The organism is Mesorhizobium sp. P160927 (assembly GCF_057766385.1).
The window spans coordinates 2587095-2602889 of sequence record NZ_JBYMDW010000001.1 but is presented as its reverse complement, the minus strand read 5'-3'; the positions used below and the strand labels follow the sequence as shown (position 1 = coordinate 2602889).

Below are 15795 nucleotides of genomic sequence, written 5' to 3'. Positions count from 1 at the left end.
GCTAGTTCAACCAAAGAAGCGAGGCGTTGAGCAAGGTGGCGAACGCCACCCACGCCGCGTAGGGCACGAAAAGCCAGCAGGCGAGCCGATCGCGGGTCCAGACGCTGGCGATAAACAACACGATGACGGCTAAAAGAAGCATGATGATGACCAGAGCAGTCCCCATCATTTTTGCGCCGAAGAAGGTTGGCGACCACAGGAAATTCAGGACGAGCTGAGCGCCCCAGATCTTCATCGCGGTGCCGGCCGGGTCCCGCAACCATGTTCGCCAGCCGGCCACGGCGATCAGCACATAGAGCAGTGTCCAGGCAGGCGCGAAAACCCAGTTGGGCGGATTGAACGAAGGCTTGGCTAGCGATGCATACCAGGCACCTGGCAAGGTGGCGAAACCGATCAGCAAGCCTCCGCCCAGCACCAGGACGAGGAACAGCAGAAGCGACAGATATCTTTGCAAACATTCACCCTGTGGCGGCGCAACGCCGCTCATCCGCATTTGGGGGCGCTGCGGGCAGCTGTCAACGGCAGCGTCAGTTGGCCCGGCGCATGGCGCAAAAATAGAATCCGTCTGTGCCGCTCAGCGCCGGCGAGAGCGAAATGCCGCCCAGGGCCCCGATTCGTATCGCGGCGGTGTGGCCCGGAAAACGGCTGTCCCAGAGCTGGCGATGATCGACCGAGGCAAAGCCGCCGTGTCGCTCGAGAAACGCGGCGACCTGTTCGCCGTTCTCCTCGTCGAACACGGAGCAGGTTACGTAGACCAGCAGGCCACCGGGTTTGACGTAGGTTCTGGCGGCATCGAGGATCGTCGCCTGCTCGCCCTTGCGGGCGTCAAGCTGTCTCTGCGTCAGCCGCCATTTGGCGTCGGGACGCCGCCGCCAGGTGCCGCTGCCGGTGCAGGGCGCGTCGACCAACACGATGTCCATATAGCCGGCCAGCGGGGCAAGCTCGGCCGGCTTGGTGGCGACCTGCACATTGCGGTTTTCCGAGCGGCGAATGCGGTCGAAGATTGGCGCCAGGCGCGCCTTTTCGGCATCGTGAGCGAAGATCTGACCGTGATTGTCCATCGCCGCCGACAGCGCCAGCGTCTTGCCTCCGGCGCCGGCGCAGAAATCGAGCACCTGCATGCCTGCCGTCGCGCCGGCAAGCGCCGCCGCAATTTGCGACCCCTCGTCCTGGACCTCGAACCAGCCCTTCTGAAAGGCCGGCTCGGCTTGCACATTCGGGTGCCGGCCGTCGCCGTCGATCGGCGGGATGCGGATGCCGTTGGGTGCCATTCGTGCGGCACTGGCACCGGTCTGCGCGAGTTCGGCCAACACTTTGGCGCGATCGGCCTGCAGCGTGTTGACCCGGATGTCTAGCGGCGGACGTGTGGCGAGCGCCGCGCCCTCCTCGACCCATGTGTCGCCAAAGGCCCGCTGGAAAAGCGGTTCGCACCAATCTTGTATGTCGGCGCGAACAGCGGGCGGCGCGTCGGCAAGCCGGCGCTCCGCGATTGCCTTGAGTTCCGTGGCGTCCAGTAGCGGCGGCGCGAACTTGTCACCTTCGAGCGCTGCGTTGAGCGACTGCGCCGTCTGGCTCCATTCGAGCAGCAGCGCCCCGAAGCCGATGGCACGCGGCGTGTCTTCGCCCAGCAACCAACCGGCGGAGCGCTTGTGGCGCAGGGCGTCGTAGACGATGTTGCCGATCGCGGCGCGATCCCCACCGCCGGCGAAGCGATGGGACAGGCCCCAATCCTTCAGCGCGTCGGCCACCGGCCGGTGACGCCGACCAATGTCCTCCAGCACTTCAATGGCCGCAGCCAGCCGTCCGCCCAGTCGCATTCGTCATTCCATCAATCGATCACATTATCCCGATCTGCTCTTAGAGCCTTTCACGTCCGGATTGAACCCCGCCCGGTCTCGCCGCCAGCGCAAGCTGGCAGTGGTCGGCGAAACCTGTCCGACGGTAAATCTTCGCGGCGGTTAGCAGCAGTTAGACTAGTAGATGCAAGATCTCTAATGTTCTCAACCGACGGCCGCAAGGATGGCGAGTGGCGCCAGAGCTCTGCTTTCCAAGTTTTTCGGTTGGGAATACTCTTGCCGCCATGATTCGCGGCGCGGAAAACGTGGACCGGCGGATCGTCACGAGGAGAGGGCAATGAAGACTTATCTGGCGGAAGTTCTAGGCACATTTCTGTTGGTGTTCATCGGTACGGCGTCCGTGGTGACGGGCGGCTTCGGCGGCGCGCTGCCGCTTGGCCAGGAAGGCATCGGTCTGGCATTCGGCATTGGCCTCATCGCGGCGGCCTATGCGATCGGCCCGATTTCCGGCGCGCATCTCAATCCGGCGGTGACGCTCGGCGTGTTCCTTGCCGGCCGGCTGCCGGCCAAGGATGTCATCCCCTATTGGATCGCGCAGATCATCGGCGCCATCATCGCCTCGCTGGCGTTGTGGATCATCGTTTCCGGCCAAACCGGCGGCCATACCGGCGGCTTCGGCGCCAATGGCTGGGACGAGACGAAATGGGGCATGAGCTCGGCGTTCCTATGGGAACTGATCGGCACCTTCACCTTCGTCACGGTGATCCTTGGCGTTACCGCTGAAAAGCACTCGACGGCGTTTGCCGGCTTGGTCATCGGCCTGACGCTAGCGGGCATTCACTTCGCCATGATCCCGGTCACCGGTACCTCGGTCAATCCAGCGCGCTCGATCGGCCCGGCGCTGTTTACCGGCGGTGCCGCACTCAGCCAACTCTGGTTGTTCATCGTGGCACCGCTGATCGGCGGCGCCATTGCCGGCGTCATCGCCAAGGCGCGCGTCTTCGAGAAGGATTGATTCCAAGGCCTGAATGCAAAAGGCGCAGGCCACGGCCCGCGCCTTTTTCGTAGGTTCTGAAGCTCGGGTTAGGCCGCGATATCAAACCTGTCGGCGTTCATCACCTTGGTCCATGCCGCAACGAAGTCCCGGGCGAATTTCTGCCCGGCGTCCGCCGATCCGTAGACCTCGGCCAATGCCCGCAGCTGCGCATGCGAACCGAAGATAAGGTCGGCACGGGTGCCGGTCCACCTGACTGCCTTGGTTTTGCGGTCGCGCGCTTCGTACACTTCTTCCGAACCCGGCTCGGACCCGGCGGCCGGATCCCAGACCGTGCTCATGCTGAGCAGGTTGGCGAAGAAGTCGTTGGTCAGCGTACCCGGCCTGTCGGTGAACACGCCGTGCCTTGAGTGCCCGGTGTTGGCGCCAAGCACCCGCAGGCCGCCGACAAGCACGGTCAGTTCCGGCGCCGTCAAGCCCAGCAACTGCGCGCGGTCCACCAGCATGGCTTCAACCGACATGGGCTGCTTGCCCCTGACATAGTTGCGGAAGCCGTCGACTTTCGGCTCGAGCGCGGCAAAGGAGTGGACGTCCGTCTGCTCCTGCGATGCATCCATGCGGCCGGGCGTGAACGGCACCTTCACGTCGTTGCCGCCATCCTTCGCGGCCTTCTCGACCGCGGCGACACCGCCGAGCACGATCACGTCGGCCAGCGAGACCTTCTTGTCGCCGGTCTGCGCGGTGTTGAACTCCGTCTGGATACCTTCGAGCCTGGCAAGCACCTTCGACAGTTCGCCCGGCTGGTTGACTTCCCAGTCCTTTTGCGGCGCCAACCGGATGCGTGCGCCATTGGCGCCGCCGCGCTTGTCGGAGTTGCGGAATGTCGAAGCCGAGGCCCAGGCGGTCGAGACCAGTTCGGAAACCGACAGGCCGGAGGCCAGGATCTTGGCCTTCAGCGATGCGATGTCCTGCTCGCTGACCAGTTCATGGTCGAGCGCCGGGATCGGATCCTGCCAGATCAGCTCTTCCTTGGGCACCAACGGGCCGAGATAGCGCACCACCGGACCCATGTCGCGATGGGTCAGCTTGAACCAGGCGCGGGCGAAGGCATCGGCGAACTGATCCGGATGTTCATGGAAACGCCGCGAGACCTTCTCATAGGCGGGGTCGGCCCGCAGCGCGAGGTCGGTGGTCAGCATGGCCGGCGCGTGATGCTTGGAGGGGTTGTGCGCATCCGGCACCGTGCCGGCACCGGCGCCACCCTTCGGCGTCCACTGATGGGCGCCCGCGGGGCTCTTCGTCAGCTCCCATTCGAAATTGAACAGATTGTCGAAGAAGTTGTTGCTCCACTTGGTCGGCGTCGTGGTCCACGTGACTTCGAGACCCGAGGTGATGGCGTCGCCGGCAATGCCTGACGCATGTTTGCTCGACCAGCCGAGGCCCTGCGCCTCGATGCTGGCACCTTCCGGCTCCGCGCCTACCAGCGAGGCATCGCCGGCGCCATGGGTCTTGCCGAAAGTGTGGCCGCCGGCGATCAGCGCCACGGTTTCTTCGTCGTTCATCGCCATGCGCGCGAAGGTTTCCCGGATATCACGGGCCGAGGCCAGCGGATCGGGCTTGCCGTTCGGCCCTTCCGGATTGACGTATATCAGGCCCATCTGCACGGCGCCGAGATGGCCGCGAAGCTCACGGTCGCCCGAGTAGCGCTCGTCGCCGAGCCACTTGGTTTCCGAACCCCAGTCCACGTCCTGCTCGGGCTCCCAGACGTCGGCGCGGCCGCCGGCGAAGCCGAAGGTCTTGAAGCCCATCGATTCCAGCGCGACGTTGCCGGTGAGGATCAACAGGTCGGCCCAGGAAATCTTGCGGCCATATTTCTGCTTGACCGGCCAGAGCAGGCGGCGCGCCTTGTCAAGATTGGCATTGTCAGGCCAGCTGTTGAGCGGCGCGAAACGCTGCTGGCCCGCTCCGGCACCGCCGCGGCCGTCGCCGATGCGATAGGTGCCGGCGCTGTGCCATGCCATGCGGATGAACAGCGGCCCGTAATGGCCGAAGTCGGCGGGCCACCAATCCTGCGAATCCGTCATCACTTGGTGCAGGTCCTTGATGACCGCATCGAGATCGAGGCTGGCGAATTCCTTGGCATAGTCGAAGTCCTCGCCCATCGGGTCCGACAGGTTCGACTGCTGATGGAGAACGCCGAGGTCAAGCTGGTTCGGCCACCAGTCACGGTTGGTCCGGCCGGCGGATTCATGCGCGACAGGGCATTTGCCCGCGCTGCTGTCGTCGGTTTTCGCGTCCATCTCTCACTCCAATTTTGCCGAGGTTTGATTGCCGAGGTTGATTTTTTGCCGAGATTTTGGGGGCGGTCAGCGGCCCGCGCCAATCTGGAACCATTCCAGCCTAGGCCACGCCGATGATAAAAACAAATTGTCTTTCCTGTTTATTTCGATAGGATTTCCTTATGATGGCCTTGACCGTATGATCGGATTGACAGTTCGCCAGATGCATTATTTCGACGCGCTGGCGCAGACGCTGCATTTCGGGCGTGCGGCGAAACTTGCCGGCGTCAGCCAGCCGGCGCTTTCCTCCCAGATCGCCGAAATGGAGCAACGGCTGAACTGCCGGCTCTTCGAACGCGGCGGCAAGTCGGTGCGCATGACGGACGAAGCGATCGCCCTGTTGCCGCGTATCGAGCGCATCCTGGCTGATATACGTGACGTGGAAACGACGGCCAGGCGCGGCCGCACGGCCATGGAGGGACGCTTCCGGCTGGGCATCATCCCGACTATCGCGCCCTATCTTCTGCCGCGCGCCTTGCCCGAACTGAAGAAGCATTTCCCGGCCTTGCTGCTCGAGCTGCGCGAGGCGGTAACCACCTCCCTGGTCGAGGACACCGCATCGCGAAAACTCGACGCCTTCATCGCCGCGCTTCCGCTCGACCATCCAGGACTGATCACCGAGGCGCTCTTTCCCGACCGGTTCTTCCTGGCCGTGCCGTCGGACGATCCGGCCTTTGCCTCGCCGCCGGTTCCACCCGAGAGCCCAGCGCTGGAAAGACTGATGCTGCTGGAAGAAGGCCATTGCCTGCGCGAACAGGCGCTGGCCGTCTGCGGCAATGTGCGGCCGGTGGCGATGGCAAGCTATGGCGCCACCAGCCTGACCACGCTCCTGCAGATGGTGGCGCACGGGCTCGGCGTCACGCTCATCCCCGAAATGGCGACTGGCCCCGCCGGCACCATCCCCGACCTCAAGATCGTGCCGTTCCAGGAGCCGATGCCGCAGCGCATGATCTGCCTAGCCTGGCGAAGCAACAATGCGCGGCACGGCGAATGCGTCGAGCTAGCCAAGATTATTCGGGGACTAGGCCCGGTGCTGTTGCCGGCCTGAGAGGTTGCCCTAACGCTCGTTACAGCACCCGCGACAGGAACTCGCGGGTGCGCGGCGACGCCGGGTTGGCGATCATCTCGCGCGGCGCGCCGCCTTCGACGATCACGCCGCCGTCCATGAACGCGAGTTGGTCCGATTTCGCGGGCAAAGCCGACCTCGTGGGTAACGACAACCATCGTCATGCCGCTCACGGCAAGGTCGCGCATGACCTGCAGGACTCGGCCGACCAGTTCCGGATCGAGCGCCGAGGCCGGCTCGTCGAAGAGCAGCACCTTGGGCTTCATCGCCATGGCGCGCGCGATCGCGACACGCTGCTGCTGGCCCCGAACAATTCGCGGGGATAGCGGTCGACCTTGTCGGCCAAGCCGACACGCCGTTCAGTCCCCTGCTCGACCTCGCCGTGCGCGACTGGTCACGAACTTCGAAAAAGCTGGCGCGGGAGGTCAACCTGCGCATCGAACTCCTGATCCGCTCCTTCCGCGCCATGGGTTATCCGGAGGACGAAAGCCTGGTCAGGGCCCGCATCACCTATTTCCACCAGATCGGGCAATGTGCGCTGTCCTTCAACGAGGACCCGGCGGTGCGCCGCAGCTACCAGCCACTGTTCGGCGAGGTGCTGCTGGGGCCGCTGGTGCAGGAGCCGGGTTCGGCGCCACGGCCGGCGGAAATTCGGCGCGGACGGCGTTAGCGGACGACCTGTCCAGTCAACCCGCTAGGGGTATCGCAATGCCGGCATGGTGACTTCCCAACTGCCAGAAGGGTAGCTGGAACCGCTCGCGCTGCGCTTCGACGGTATGAAAGCCCGCCGTCCGGATCAGGTGCAATGGATCGCGATTGAGGTGGCAACCGCCGGCGAGCCGGCCCCATATCAGGTTCAGACGCTCTTGCCACCGGCGGCAACGCGGCCCTTCGGCCTGGCCGTGCTCGATGAAGATCAGCCGGCCCGTGGGCTTGAGGATGCGCCGGATCTCGGTCAGCGCCGCCTCGGGGTCCGGAATGGTGCAGAAGGCATAGGTGACGACCACCGTGTCGGCGAAGCTGTCGGCCAAGGGCAGCCTTTCACCACTGGCCCGGATGCAGTCGACATCGAATGGCATGGAACGGCTCTTCGGTTCGGCAAGGCCCAGCATCGTGCCATCGGGATCGACGCCGACCAGCCGCTTCACCCTGGCGGCGTCGTAATAGGGAAGGTTCAGGCCGGAGCCGAAACCGACTTCGACGACGACGCCCCCCGCCCGCGGGATCAGACGCCTTCGCATGTCCGTGAAAGCGTGGGCCGAACAGCCGGCGTGGACGAGGTAGGGAGCAATGCAGCGCGCGTACCAGGAGAGACAGGATTGGCACATGTCTCAGCCTCCTTGCCGTGTGTTGGCGGTACCGACAGGGCGGGTGAGAGTATTGACCAGTGACATTTCTCGCTCCAAGGGAGTCTCATGATCGGGCCCGATCGGCCCGATGTCGTGGGAATGGATAGAAGGCCGGCGTCCCCTCAACGTCCCTGCATGGCCGTGGTCGGATCGATGGAGCGATTGGAATTCCGATTTCTGGGTTTTCCGGAGTTCCGCTTGAACGGCCGGCGGGTGGAACTCGCCCTGCGCAAGGCGGCAGCCCTCCTCATCTATCTCGCCGAGGCCAGCGGGCCGGTGGCGCGCGAGGTCGCCGCCACGTTATTATGGCCAGAAGCCGACGAGCAGGCCACACGCGCCCGCCTTCGACGTACGCTGTACAAAATCCGCATCGCGTTCGGCAGCGAGATCATCGTCGCCACAGGCGTCTCGCTAAGCCTGCCCCCGGCGTTGTCCGCCGAGATCGACACCAGGATGTTCGAGCAGGCCTGCAACTCCGGCGCACTCGACAAGGCAGCCGAGATCCACAAAGACGATTATCTCGCCGGCTTCTCGCTGCCGGACTGTCCGCAATTCGAGGAATGGGTCTTCTTTCGGCGAGAGACGTTGCGCGGCCGGCTGGTGCAGGCGCTGGAGCGGCTGGTCGACGCCAAGATCGCCGACGGCCAGCCTCGCGGCGCGGTCGTTCACGCGACACGGCTGGCAGCACTCGACCCCTTGAGCGAAAGCGCGCACCGACATCTGATCCGTGCCCATCTGGCGGCCGGGGACAGGGCGGCGGCCGAGCGGCAGATCGACACGTGCATCCGGCTCTTGCGGGACGAACTCGGTGTAGCGCCGGACCCCGCCACGCTTGCCATGCTGAGCCGGCCAACTCAGGACGCCGCCCTGGATGTGCCCAGGACGCGCTATGTCGCGGTGGGCGGCATCCACATCGCGTACCAGGTCCTTGGCAGCGGCCCGACGGACATCGTGCTTGTTCCCGGCTTCATTTCGCATGTCGAGCGTATCTGGGAAGACCCGGGTTGCCGCGCCTGGCTGACCGCGGTTTCGCGCCTGGGTCGCCTGATCCTCTTCGACCGGCGCGGCATGGGGCTTTCCGACCGCGTCGGTGCCCGCCCCACGGTCGAGGCGACGGCGCAGGATATTCTGGCGGTCATGAACGCGGCCGGCAGCCGCCGGGCCTTGCTGGTCGGCGCGTCGGAGGGTGGGCCAGGCTGTATCCGTTTTGCGGTCCAGCATCCCGATCGGCTGACGGGCCTTGTCTTGTGGGGCTCGCTCGCGAAGGGCAGCCTCGCACCTGACTATCCCCACGCCTTGACCGTCGCGCAGTATGATCTGTGGAAGCAACGCCTGCTGGCGGGCTGGGGTGGCCCGGCGGAAATCGAAACCTTCGCCCCGAGCCTCGCTGGCGACCGTCAGGCGAGGACCTGGTGGGCCGGATTGCTGAGGGCAGCCTCCAGTCCCGGCGCGCTCGCAGGGCTGCTCGAGGCGTTGCGGGACGCCGATGTCCGTCACCTCCTGGAAAAGGTCTCCGCCCCGACGATGATCCTCCACCGTTCCGGCGACCGCGCCGTGCGCATCGAGGCCGGGCGGTTCCTCGCGTCCAGGATTCCGGGCGCGCGGTTCATCGAGGTCGACGGCGACGACCACTGGTTCTGGGCCGGCGACCGACAGGCGCTGCTCGACGCTATCGGCGAGCTTGTGCGACACGGTTGATCCGGCCTCACGCCGTCTTCTGCGCCACCAGCCCGAGTTCCTCGACCATCGCCTGACGCATCAGGAATTTCTGCGGTTTGCCGGTCACCGTCATCGGCAATTCCGTGCGGAAGCGAATGTGGCGCGGGACCTTGTAATGGGCGATCTGGCCTGCGCAGAAGGCCTTGATCTCCTGCTCGGTGGCGATCTGGCTCGGCTTCAAGACGATCCAGGCGCACAGCTCCTCCCCATATTTGGCGTCCGGGATGCCGAAGACCTGCACTTCCCGCACCTTGGGATGGCGGTAGAGGAATTCCTCGACCTCTCTGGGATAGACGTTCTCACCGCCGCGAATGACCATGTCCTTGACGCGGCCGACAATGTTGCAATAGCCCTCGGCATCGATGGTGGCGAGGTCGCCGGTGTGCATCCAGCCATCGCCATCGATCGCCTCGCGGGTCTTTTCGTCGTCGTCCCAATAGCCCTTCATCACCGAATAGCCGCGCGTACAAAGCTCGCCCGGCGCGCCGACCGCAACGGTGGCGCCGCCGGCGTCGATCGCCTTGACCTCGACATGCGGGTGGATGCGCCCGACAGTCGAGACACGCTTTTCCAGCGGATCGTCGGTGCTGCTCTGGAACGAGACCGGACTGGTCTCGGTCATGCCGTAGGCGATGGTCACTTCAGCCATGTGCATGAGCGACACCACCTTCTTCATCACCTCGACAGGGCATGGCGAACCGGCCATGATGCCCGTGCGTAGGCTGGAGAGATCGAAGGTCGGGAAATCCGGATGGTCGAGCATGCCGACAAACATGGTCGGCACGCCGTAGAGGCCGGTGCAGCGCTCCCGCGCGATCGCCTTCAGCGTCAGGCCCGAATCGAACCCCTCGCAGGGGAAAACCATGGTCGCACCCTTCGACACACAGCCCATCGTGCCCATCGACATGCCGAAGCAGTGATAGAGCGGCACCGGGATGCAGAGCCGGTCGTCGACAGTGAGCTTGATGGCCGAGGTGACGAAATTGCCGTTGTTGACGATGTTGAGATGGGTGAGCGTCGCGCCCTTGGGTGCGCCTGTCGTGCCTGAGGTGAACTGGATGTTGATTGCATCGCCCGGCTTCAGCCCTTCCGAGATGCGGTCGAGGCTATCATGCTCGTCGCGACCGGCCATGGCCAGCACGTCGCCGAAATTGAACATGCCTGGCGAGTTCTCTTCGCCCATACGGATGACGATCCTGAGCGCCGGCAATTTCACGGCCTTCAGCTTGCCGGGTGTCGCCGTGGCGATCTCCGGCGCCAGAGTCTCGATCATGCCGAGATAGTCCGATGTCTTGAAGCTCGCCGCCGTCACCAGTGCCTTGCAGCCAACCTTGTTCAGGGCATATTCCAGCTCGGTCAGCCGGTAGGCCGGATTGATGTTGACCAGGATCAGGCCGATGCGGGCGGTGGCGAACTGCGTCACCAGCCATTCCCAGCGGTTGGGCGCCCAGATGCCGATCCGGTCACTCTTCTGGAGGCCGAGCGCCAAGAAGCCGGCGGCCAGCGCATCCACCGTGTCCGACAATTCGCTCCACGTGAAGCGCTTGTCCTGGCCCACGAACACAGCGGCATCGAGCGTGCCGTATTTGCTGACGGTGTCGGAGAAATGCTCAGGAATGGTCTTGTCGAGCAACGGCACGTTGCGATCGCCCGAGACATGCGCCCTGCCATCGACCGGTGCAATAAAAACGCTGCCGGCGCGCGCGCCGCGTCCGCGCAGATTGGTGGCATTCTTGAGTTCGTCGAGATTGACCGGCATCGCTGGCTCCTCCGAAGACTGGCCGAACCTATCAGCCTGCCGGGATGCTGGAAATCCCATCGATGGTCCTGGAGCCCCTTCCCTGAGGATCGCTATGCGACCGCTGCCGCCATTTTCGCGACGATGTCGCGCAAAACGGCGTCGTCGGCAGCTGCACGTATCTTCCTTGACGCGACCAGACAGGCCTGCGATTTCAGGACCACGCCATCGCCCAGCACCTTGAGATGGTTGGCGCGCAGCGTCGAGCCCGTGCTGGTGATGTCGACTATGACGTCGGCAAGGCCGGCCGCCGGCGCGCCCTCCGTGGCGCCGAGGCTCTCGACGATGCGATAGACCTGAATACCGTGCTTTTGGGAGAAGAACTGCTGCGTCAGCCGCCAATATTTGGTCGCAATCCGCAGCCTGCGGCCATGGCGCTGCCGGAAGTCGGCGGCGACATCGTCGAGATCGGCCATGGTGTCGACATCGAGCCAGATCTCGGGCACCGCGACCACGACATCGGCATGGCCGAAGCCGAGGCGGGCGACGATCTCGGCCCGCGCTTCCCAGTCGGCGAGACTTTCCCGCACCAGGTCCTCGCCGGTGATGCCGAGATCGACCGCGCCCTGGCCTATTTCGCCCGATATTTCGGAGGCCGACAGGAAGAGCACTTCGACATTGTCCAGGCCCTCGACGCGGGCGTGATACTTACGCTCGTCGCCGGGCAGGCTGACGGCGAGGCCGGCCTTGGCCAACACCTCCAGCGCCTGCTCCTTGAGCCTACCCTTCGAGGGAACGGCGAGCGTGATCATGATGCCACCCCCCGCAACGCCTCGATGCGGTCGAGCCACACCGAAAAGCCGACGCCGGGGATCGCGGTCTTGGCGCCGAGCAGCGTCAGCAACCGGTCGTAGCGCCCGCCACCGGCCAGGGCGCGCTCGCCGTTGGCGGCCGCGATTTCGAAGACGACACCGGTGTAGTAGTCGAGCGGACGGCCGAAAGCGGCGTCGTAGCGGATTTTTTCGGAAGGCAAGCCATGCGCCTCCATCGCCTTGGCGCGGGCCGAGAATTTTTCCAGCGCCGCACCCAGCGAAAGTCCGGCGCCGGCCGCGAAGGTTTCCAACACCTGGGCCGCGCCATCGAGCGGCACGTCGATCGCCAGAAAACCTTTCAGCGCCGCGAAAGCCTCGTTCGACAGCCGCACGCTGCGCAACTCGGCCTTCTCGATCAGCCGCCGCGCGATATCCGACGGCGCGCGCCCGGCCGATTCCGACAAGCCGGCTTCCTCCATGCCGCCGGCAATATGCTGGGAAAGACGCTCCAGATCGCCATCGAGGACAAACGCCGCGACCGGCCCGGAGAGCTGGCTGTTGCGCGGCGGGTTGGCGAGGTCGGCGAGTGCTGCCTTCAGCATAGGCGCCGAGCCGAAGGCGCGGGCCAGCCGCATGCGCCAGCCGCGCGGCAGGCCGAGCGCCGCCAGCACGGCCTCGAAAATAGCCTGGTCGCCAAGCGTGACCGCCAGCGACTGGCCAGGCAGCGCCAGCGACAGCAACGCATGGGCGTCGGCGACCGAGCGGGCATCGGCTTCGGCCGTGTCGCGGTCGCCGAGATCCTCGATGCCCGCCTGGAAGAACTCATTGCCGCCCTCGCGGCGCTGGCGAAACACCTCGCCCAGATAGGAATAGCGGCGCGGCGTGCCGGCTTGGCTGGCTATGTGGTCGAGGCAGACGGGGATGGTGAATTCGGGCCGCAGGCAGAGCGTCTGCCCGGTTTCGCTTTCGGTCAGGAAAATGCGGCGGCGCAGATCCTCGCCGGCCATGTCGAGGAAGGGATCGGCCGGCTGCAGCACCGCGACTTCCACCGCATGCGTGTCGCGCGCGGCGAAGAGGGTGATGATGTCGGCTGATATTGCGGGGTAGCGGGTGGTCATGGACTGGATGGGCGCGACGTGCCACCCTTCACACGATCGGCAGCCTGCGCAGCCAAAATCCTCTTCACCTCGGCGACCAGTTCGCCTTCCGCCACCGTCACCTGCGCCGGGCGCGAGGCACGCCATTCCGCATTATCGGTGATCTCCGCCGACATGCGCGCACCTTCGATCAGGTCCTTGATCTGCAATTCGCCCTTGGCCCGCTCGTCGCCGCCCTGAATGACGGCGACGGGACAACCGCGCCGGTCGGCATATTTGAGCTGCGCCTTCATGCCGGCGCCTCCGAGATACATTTCGGAGCGAATGCCGGCGGCGCGCAATTCGCCAACCATCTTCTGGTAGCGGCCGAGGCTTTCGGTGTCCTTGTCCATGACCAGCACGACAACCGGCGCGATCACGTCGGCGCTGTCGAGCTTGCCGAGATTTTTCAGCGCCGTCATCAGCCTGCTGACGCCGATGGAAAAACCGGTCGCCGGCACCGGTTCGCCACGGAAGCGCGAGACCAGACCGTCATAGCGGCCGCCGCCGCCGACCGAGCCGAACCGCACGATCTGGCCGTCCTCGTTGGGGATTTCGGCCAGAAGCTCGGCCTCGAAGACTGGGCCGGTATAATATTCGAGGCCGCGCACGACTGAACGATCCATGGCGATGCGGTCCTCGGCATATCCGGCAGCCCTGACCAGCGCTTCGATGGTCGCGAGTTCGCCAACGCCCTCCTGGTAGACCGCGTTCCCGCTGACGCTGGCATCCTGGCCCGCCTGCACATTTCGCGCTGTCGCCATAAGAACAGCCTGCGCTTGGGTGTCATTCAGCCCGGCGCCCTTGGCGAAGTCGCCCTCGCCTTCCTTGCCGCCGTCCCAACGCCCAGGGCCAAGCAGAAGCCGGACGCCGTCCGGACCGAGCTTGTCGAGCTTGTCGATGGCGCGCAGCACCGTCAGCCTTCGTCCGGCATTTTCCTTGCCGCCAAGACCGATCGCCTCGAGCACACCGTCCAGCACCTTGCGGTTGTTGACGCGGATGACGTAGTCGCCGCGCTTGATGCCGAGCGCTTCCATCACGTCGGCCATCATCATCGCCATCTCGGCGTCGGCCGCGACGCCCGGCGTACCGATCGTGTCGGCGTCGAACTGCATGAACTGGCGGAAGCGGCCGGGCCCGGGCTTTTCGTTGCGGAACACCCAGCCGGAACGGTAGCTGCGGTAGGGTTTTGGCAGGCGTTCGAAATTCTCGGCGACGAAGCGCGCGGTCGGCGCGGTCAGGTCGTAGCGCAGCGACAGCCATTGGTCGTCGTCGTCCTGGAAAGAGAATACGCCTTCGTTCGGCCGGTCCTGATCGGGCAGGAATTTGCCCAACGCATCGGTATATTCGATCAGCGGCTGGTCGGCCGGTTCGAAGCCATAGAGCTCATAAACCGAGCGGATCGTCGCCATCATCTTCTCGACGGCGCGGATATCCTCGGCGCTACGGTCGGCAAACCCGCGCGGCAGCCGCGCTTTCGTCTTTTCCGATTTGTCGGCCATGGGATTTCGCTCGGTGTTTTCGTGGAGTGTCTAGAGGTCAACGATGTTGCGATTTTCGCAACGGGCGTGTCCTAACCGAAGAGGCCCGGAGCAGCAAGGGTCGGCACCCGGCGCCATCTCCGACGAGCGCGGCAACAGTCGAACCCCTTTGAAACAAAACCGCACCACAAATGAAACAATGCGGCCACGAGCGCGGCATCGTGCCGACACAATCGCGGCCGATATAGCGCACCGAAACGAAGGGGTTCGGGACATGACCAGCGCAACGGAATTTGATGCCCACAGCGAGGCCGGCGAGGTGCCGACGCGCCTGCGCCCGGCGGGCACCCATGCACCGAAGATAGATGGCCAGGCAGCCGGGCCGTTCGATGTGCCGCCAGGCACCAGCAACGAGCCTTCCCTGCGCGACACCTTGGTGACCGGTCTGCTGGTGATCTATCCGACGGTCGCCACGGTGGCGGCAATCGTCGCCGGGCTGTTCCTCGCCAGCGCCAACGGCACCTGAGCTGTCCGCGGCTATTTCGGCCGCTGGAAAGCCTTCCGTTCCTTCTCGACCCCCTTGCGGCAGACGCAGCCTTCGAGGTGATCGTTGACGAGGCCCATCGCCTGCATGAAGGCGTAGACCGTGGTCGGGCCAACGAAGCTCCAGCCGCGCTTCTTCAGCTCCTTCGATATGCGCACCGAGACCGCGGTGGTCGGGTTGGCGCGCAGATGGGCGAGGTCGACGTTCTTGGGCCGCTCCTCCTTGCCGGGTTCGAACTTCCAGAACCAGGCGGCCAGCGAGCCGAACTCATCCACCATCTCGCGGGCGCGTTTGGCGTTGTTGATGGTCGAGACGATCTTGCCGCGATGGCGGATAATGCCGGCGTTGCCGAGCAGGCGCTCGACATCCCGTTCGTTGAAGGCGGCGACCTTGTCGAAGTCGAAGCCAGCGAAGGCCTCGCGAAAATTCTCCCGCTTCCGCAAAATGGTCAGCCACGACAGACCCGACTGAAACCCTTCCAAGCAGATCTTCTCGAACAGCCTGCGGTCGTCGGCCACTGGCCGGCCCCATTCATGGTCATGATAATGCAGGTAATCGGGCAGATTGCCATGCCAGAAGCACCGGACGACACCGTCAGGACCGGCAAGCAGGCCGGTGTTTTCATTGCTCATCCAAGAAGTCCATCCGTTAACGCGCTTGCGCGCTGTCTTTACCGTGGCTTTACCAGATTCCTGAACCGGGCGGTAACCACACCAAAGAGTTTACTGGCAGAACGGCATTTTACGCATTCCGATTCATGTTTCGGTTGCTGCTCGCCGCCAATGATCGCGCAAGCCGGGAGTGTTCTTGCCCGGCGTATT

General features: G+C 64.7%; 14 protein-coding genes and 1 pseudogene. 5 read left to right on the top strand and 10 right to left on the bottom strand.

The genetic code is table 11. The features are described 5' to 3' along the window. Nucleotide 1: 1 nt before the first annotated feature. A complete protein-coding gene (locus tag AC3CB8_RS12475) occupies nucleotides 2–487 on the bottom strand; it encodes a TspO/MBR family protein (RefSeq protein ID WP_352562871.1) in 486 nt (161 codons plus the stop codon). 40 nt (nucleotides 488–527) lie between these two features. Continuing rightward, nucleotides 528–1817 (bottom strand): RsmB/NOP family class I SAM-dependent RNA methyltransferase, encoded by a 1290-nt coding sequence (locus tag AC3CB8_RS12470; protein WP_352562870.1) that lies wholly within the window; start codon nucleotides 1815–1817, stop codon nucleotides 528–530. A 316-nt stretch (nucleotides 1818–2133) separates the two neighbouring features. Here AC3CB8_RS12470 and AC3CB8_RS12465 point away from each other — a divergent pair, with 316 nt between their 5' ends. Then, nucleotides 2134–2811, top strand: a complete 678-nt coding sequence (locus AC3CB8_RS12465) for an MIP family channel protein (RefSeq protein WP_352562869.1) — start codon at nucleotides 2134–2136, stop codon at nucleotides 2809–2811. Nucleotides 2812–2879: 68 nt separating this feature from the next. Here the strand turns inward: AC3CB8_RS12465 and katG are convergent, their stop codons facing one another. Beyond that, nucleotides 2880–5090 carry a catalase/peroxidase HPI gene (katG, locus tag AC3CB8_RS12460; protein ID WP_352562868.1) on the bottom strand — a complete coding sequence of 737 codons (2211 nt, stop codon included), beginning with the start codon at nucleotides 5088–5090 and terminating at the stop codon, nucleotides 2880–2882. A gap of 178 nt (nucleotides 5091–5268) precedes the next feature. Here katG and AC3CB8_RS12455 point away from each other — a divergent pair, with 178 nt between their 5' ends. Continuing rightward, a complete protein-coding gene (locus tag AC3CB8_RS12455; protein ID WP_023771345.1) occupies nucleotides 5269–6177 on the top strand; it encodes a hydrogen peroxide-inducible genes activator in 909 nt (302 codons plus the stop codon). A 19-nt stretch (nucleotides 6178–6196) separates the two neighbouring features. Here the strand turns inward: AC3CB8_RS12455 and AC3CB8_RS12450 are convergent. Then, nucleotides 6197–6553 (bottom strand): annotated as a pseudogene (locus AC3CB8_RS12450) (ATP-binding cassette domain-containing protein); the annotation flags it as partial. Nucleotides 6554–6577: 24 nt separating this feature from the next. Between AC3CB8_RS12450 and AC3CB8_RS12445 the strand changes: the two are divergent. After that, nucleotides 6578–6865 carry a hypothetical protein gene (locus AC3CB8_RS12445; RefSeq protein ID WP_023782428.1) on the top strand — a complete coding sequence of 96 codons (288 nt, stop codon included), beginning with the start codon at nucleotides 6578–6580 and terminating at the stop codon, nucleotides 6863–6865. Between the two features lie 16 nt (nucleotides 6866–6881). Here the strand turns inward: AC3CB8_RS12445 and AC3CB8_RS12440 are convergent, their stop codons facing one another. Next, nucleotides 6882–7523 (bottom strand): class I SAM-dependent methyltransferase, encoded by a 642-nt coding sequence (locus AC3CB8_RS12440; RefSeq protein ID WP_023782429.1) that lies wholly within the window; start codon nucleotides 7521–7523, stop codon nucleotides 6882–6884. A 174-nt stretch (nucleotides 7524–7697) separates the two neighbouring features. On the opposite strand from AC3CB8_RS12440, the gene AC3CB8_RS12435 reads away from it, so the two are divergent. Further along, nucleotides 7698–9242 carry a bifunctional AfsR/SARP family transcriptional regulator/alpha/beta hydrolase gene (locus AC3CB8_RS12435; RefSeq protein ID WP_352562867.1) on the top strand — a complete coding sequence of 515 codons (1545 nt, stop codon included), beginning with the start codon at nucleotides 7698–7700 and terminating at the stop codon, nucleotides 9240–9242. Nucleotides 9243–9249: 7 nt separating this feature from the next. Here the strand turns inward: AC3CB8_RS12435 and AC3CB8_RS12430 are convergent, their stop codons facing one another. The 4 genes from AC3CB8_RS12430 to hisS all read right to left on the bottom strand — a co-directional run bounded on the left by AC3CB8_RS12430 (nucleotide 9250) and on the right by hisS (nucleotide 14451). Continuing rightward, complete coding sequence (locus AC3CB8_RS12430; protein WP_352562866.1) at nucleotides 9250–11022, bottom strand: AMP-binding protein; 1773 nt, start codon at nucleotides 11020–11022, stop codon at nucleotides 9250–9252. A 92-nt stretch (nucleotides 11023–11114) separates the two neighbouring features. After that, nucleotides 11115–11813 (bottom strand): ATP phosphoribosyltransferase, encoded by a 699-nt coding sequence (hisG, locus tag AC3CB8_RS12425; protein ID WP_352562865.1) that lies wholly within the window; start codon nucleotides 11811–11813, stop codon nucleotides 11115–11117. Further along, complete coding sequence (locus AC3CB8_RS12420) at nucleotides 11810–12931, bottom strand: ATP phosphoribosyltransferase regulatory subunit (protein WP_352562864.1); 1122 nt, start codon at nucleotides 12929–12931, stop codon at nucleotides 11810–11812. Before AC3CB8_RS12420 ends, hisG begins: the two co-directional genes overlap by 4 nt. Further along, nucleotides 12928–14451: a histidine--tRNA ligase gene (hisS, locus tag AC3CB8_RS12415; RefSeq protein ID WP_352595009.1), complete on the bottom strand. Its 1524-nt coding sequence runs from the start codon at nucleotides 14449–14451 to the stop codon at nucleotides 12928–12930. Before hisS ends, AC3CB8_RS12420 begins: the two co-directional genes overlap by 4 nt. Before the next feature lie 253 nt (nucleotides 14452–14704). On the opposite strand from hisS, the gene AC3CB8_RS12410 reads away from it, so the two are divergent. Then, nucleotides 14705–14956: a hypothetical protein gene (locus tag AC3CB8_RS12410; protein ID WP_023782434.1), complete on the top strand. Its 252-nt coding sequence runs from the start codon at nucleotides 14705–14707 to the stop codon at nucleotides 14954–14956. 11 nt (nucleotides 14957–14967) lie between these two features. Here AC3CB8_RS12410 and AC3CB8_RS12405 read toward each other — a convergent pair whose 3' ends face one another. Beyond that, entirely contained in the window at nucleotides 14968–15606 is a 639-nt protein-coding gene (locus tag AC3CB8_RS12405) for a DNA-3-methyladenine glycosylase I (protein WP_023771356.1), read from the bottom strand. Nucleotides 15607–15795 lie beyond the last annotated feature (189 nt).

Excerpts from the sequence above, each read along its gene's own strand:
- AC3CB8_RS12475 (WP_352562871.1), bottom strand. The coding sequence starts at position 487 with ATGAGCGGCGTTGCGCCGCCACAGGGTGAATGTTTGCAAAGATATCTG.
- AC3CB8_RS12470 (WP_352562870.1), bottom strand. The coding sequence starts at position 1,817 with ATGCGACTGGGCGGACGGCTGGCTGCGGCCATTGAAGTGCTGGAGGAC.
- AC3CB8_RS12465 (WP_352562869.1), top strand. The coding sequence starts at position 2,134 with ATGAAGACTTATCTGGCGGAAGTTCTAGGCACATTTCTGTTGGTGTTC.
- katG (WP_352562868.1), bottom strand. The coding sequence starts at position 5,090 with ATGGACGCGAAAACCGACGACAGCAGCGCGGGCAAATGCCCTGTCGCG.
- AC3CB8_RS12455 (WP_023771345.1), top strand. The coding sequence starts at position 5,269 with ATGATCGGATTGACAGTTCGCCAGATGCATTATTTCGACGCGCTGGCG.
- AC3CB8_RS12440 (WP_023782429.1), bottom strand. The coding sequence starts at position 7,523 with ATGTGCCAATCCTGTCTCTCCTGGTACGCGCGCTGCATTGCTCCCTAC.
- AC3CB8_RS12435 (WP_352562867.1), top strand. The coding sequence starts at position 7,698 with ATGGAGCGATTGGAATTCCGATTTCTGGGTTTTCCGGAGTTCCGCTTG.
- AC3CB8_RS12430 (WP_352562866.1), bottom strand. The coding sequence starts at position 11,022 with ATGCCGGTCAATCTCGACGAACTCAAGAATGCCACCAATCTGCGCGGA.
- hisG (WP_352562865.1), bottom strand. The coding sequence starts at position 11,813 with ATGATCACGCTCGCCGTTCCCTCGAAGGGTAGGCTCAAGGAGCAGGCG.
- AC3CB8_RS12420 (WP_352562864.1), bottom strand. The coding sequence starts at position 12,931 with ATGACCACCCGCTACCCCGCAATATCAGCCGACATCATCACCCTCTTC.
- hisS (WP_352595009.1), bottom strand. The coding sequence starts at position 14,451 with ATGGCCGACAAATCGGAAAAGACGAAAGCGCGGCTGCCGCGCGGGTTT.
- AC3CB8_RS12410 (WP_023782434.1), top strand. The coding sequence starts at position 14,705 with ATGACCAGCGCAACGGAATTTGATGCCCACAGCGAGGCCGGCGAGGTG.
- AC3CB8_RS12405 (WP_023771356.1), bottom strand. The coding sequence starts at position 15,606 with ATGAGCAATGAAAACACCGGCCTGCTTGCCGGTCCTGACGGTGTCGTC.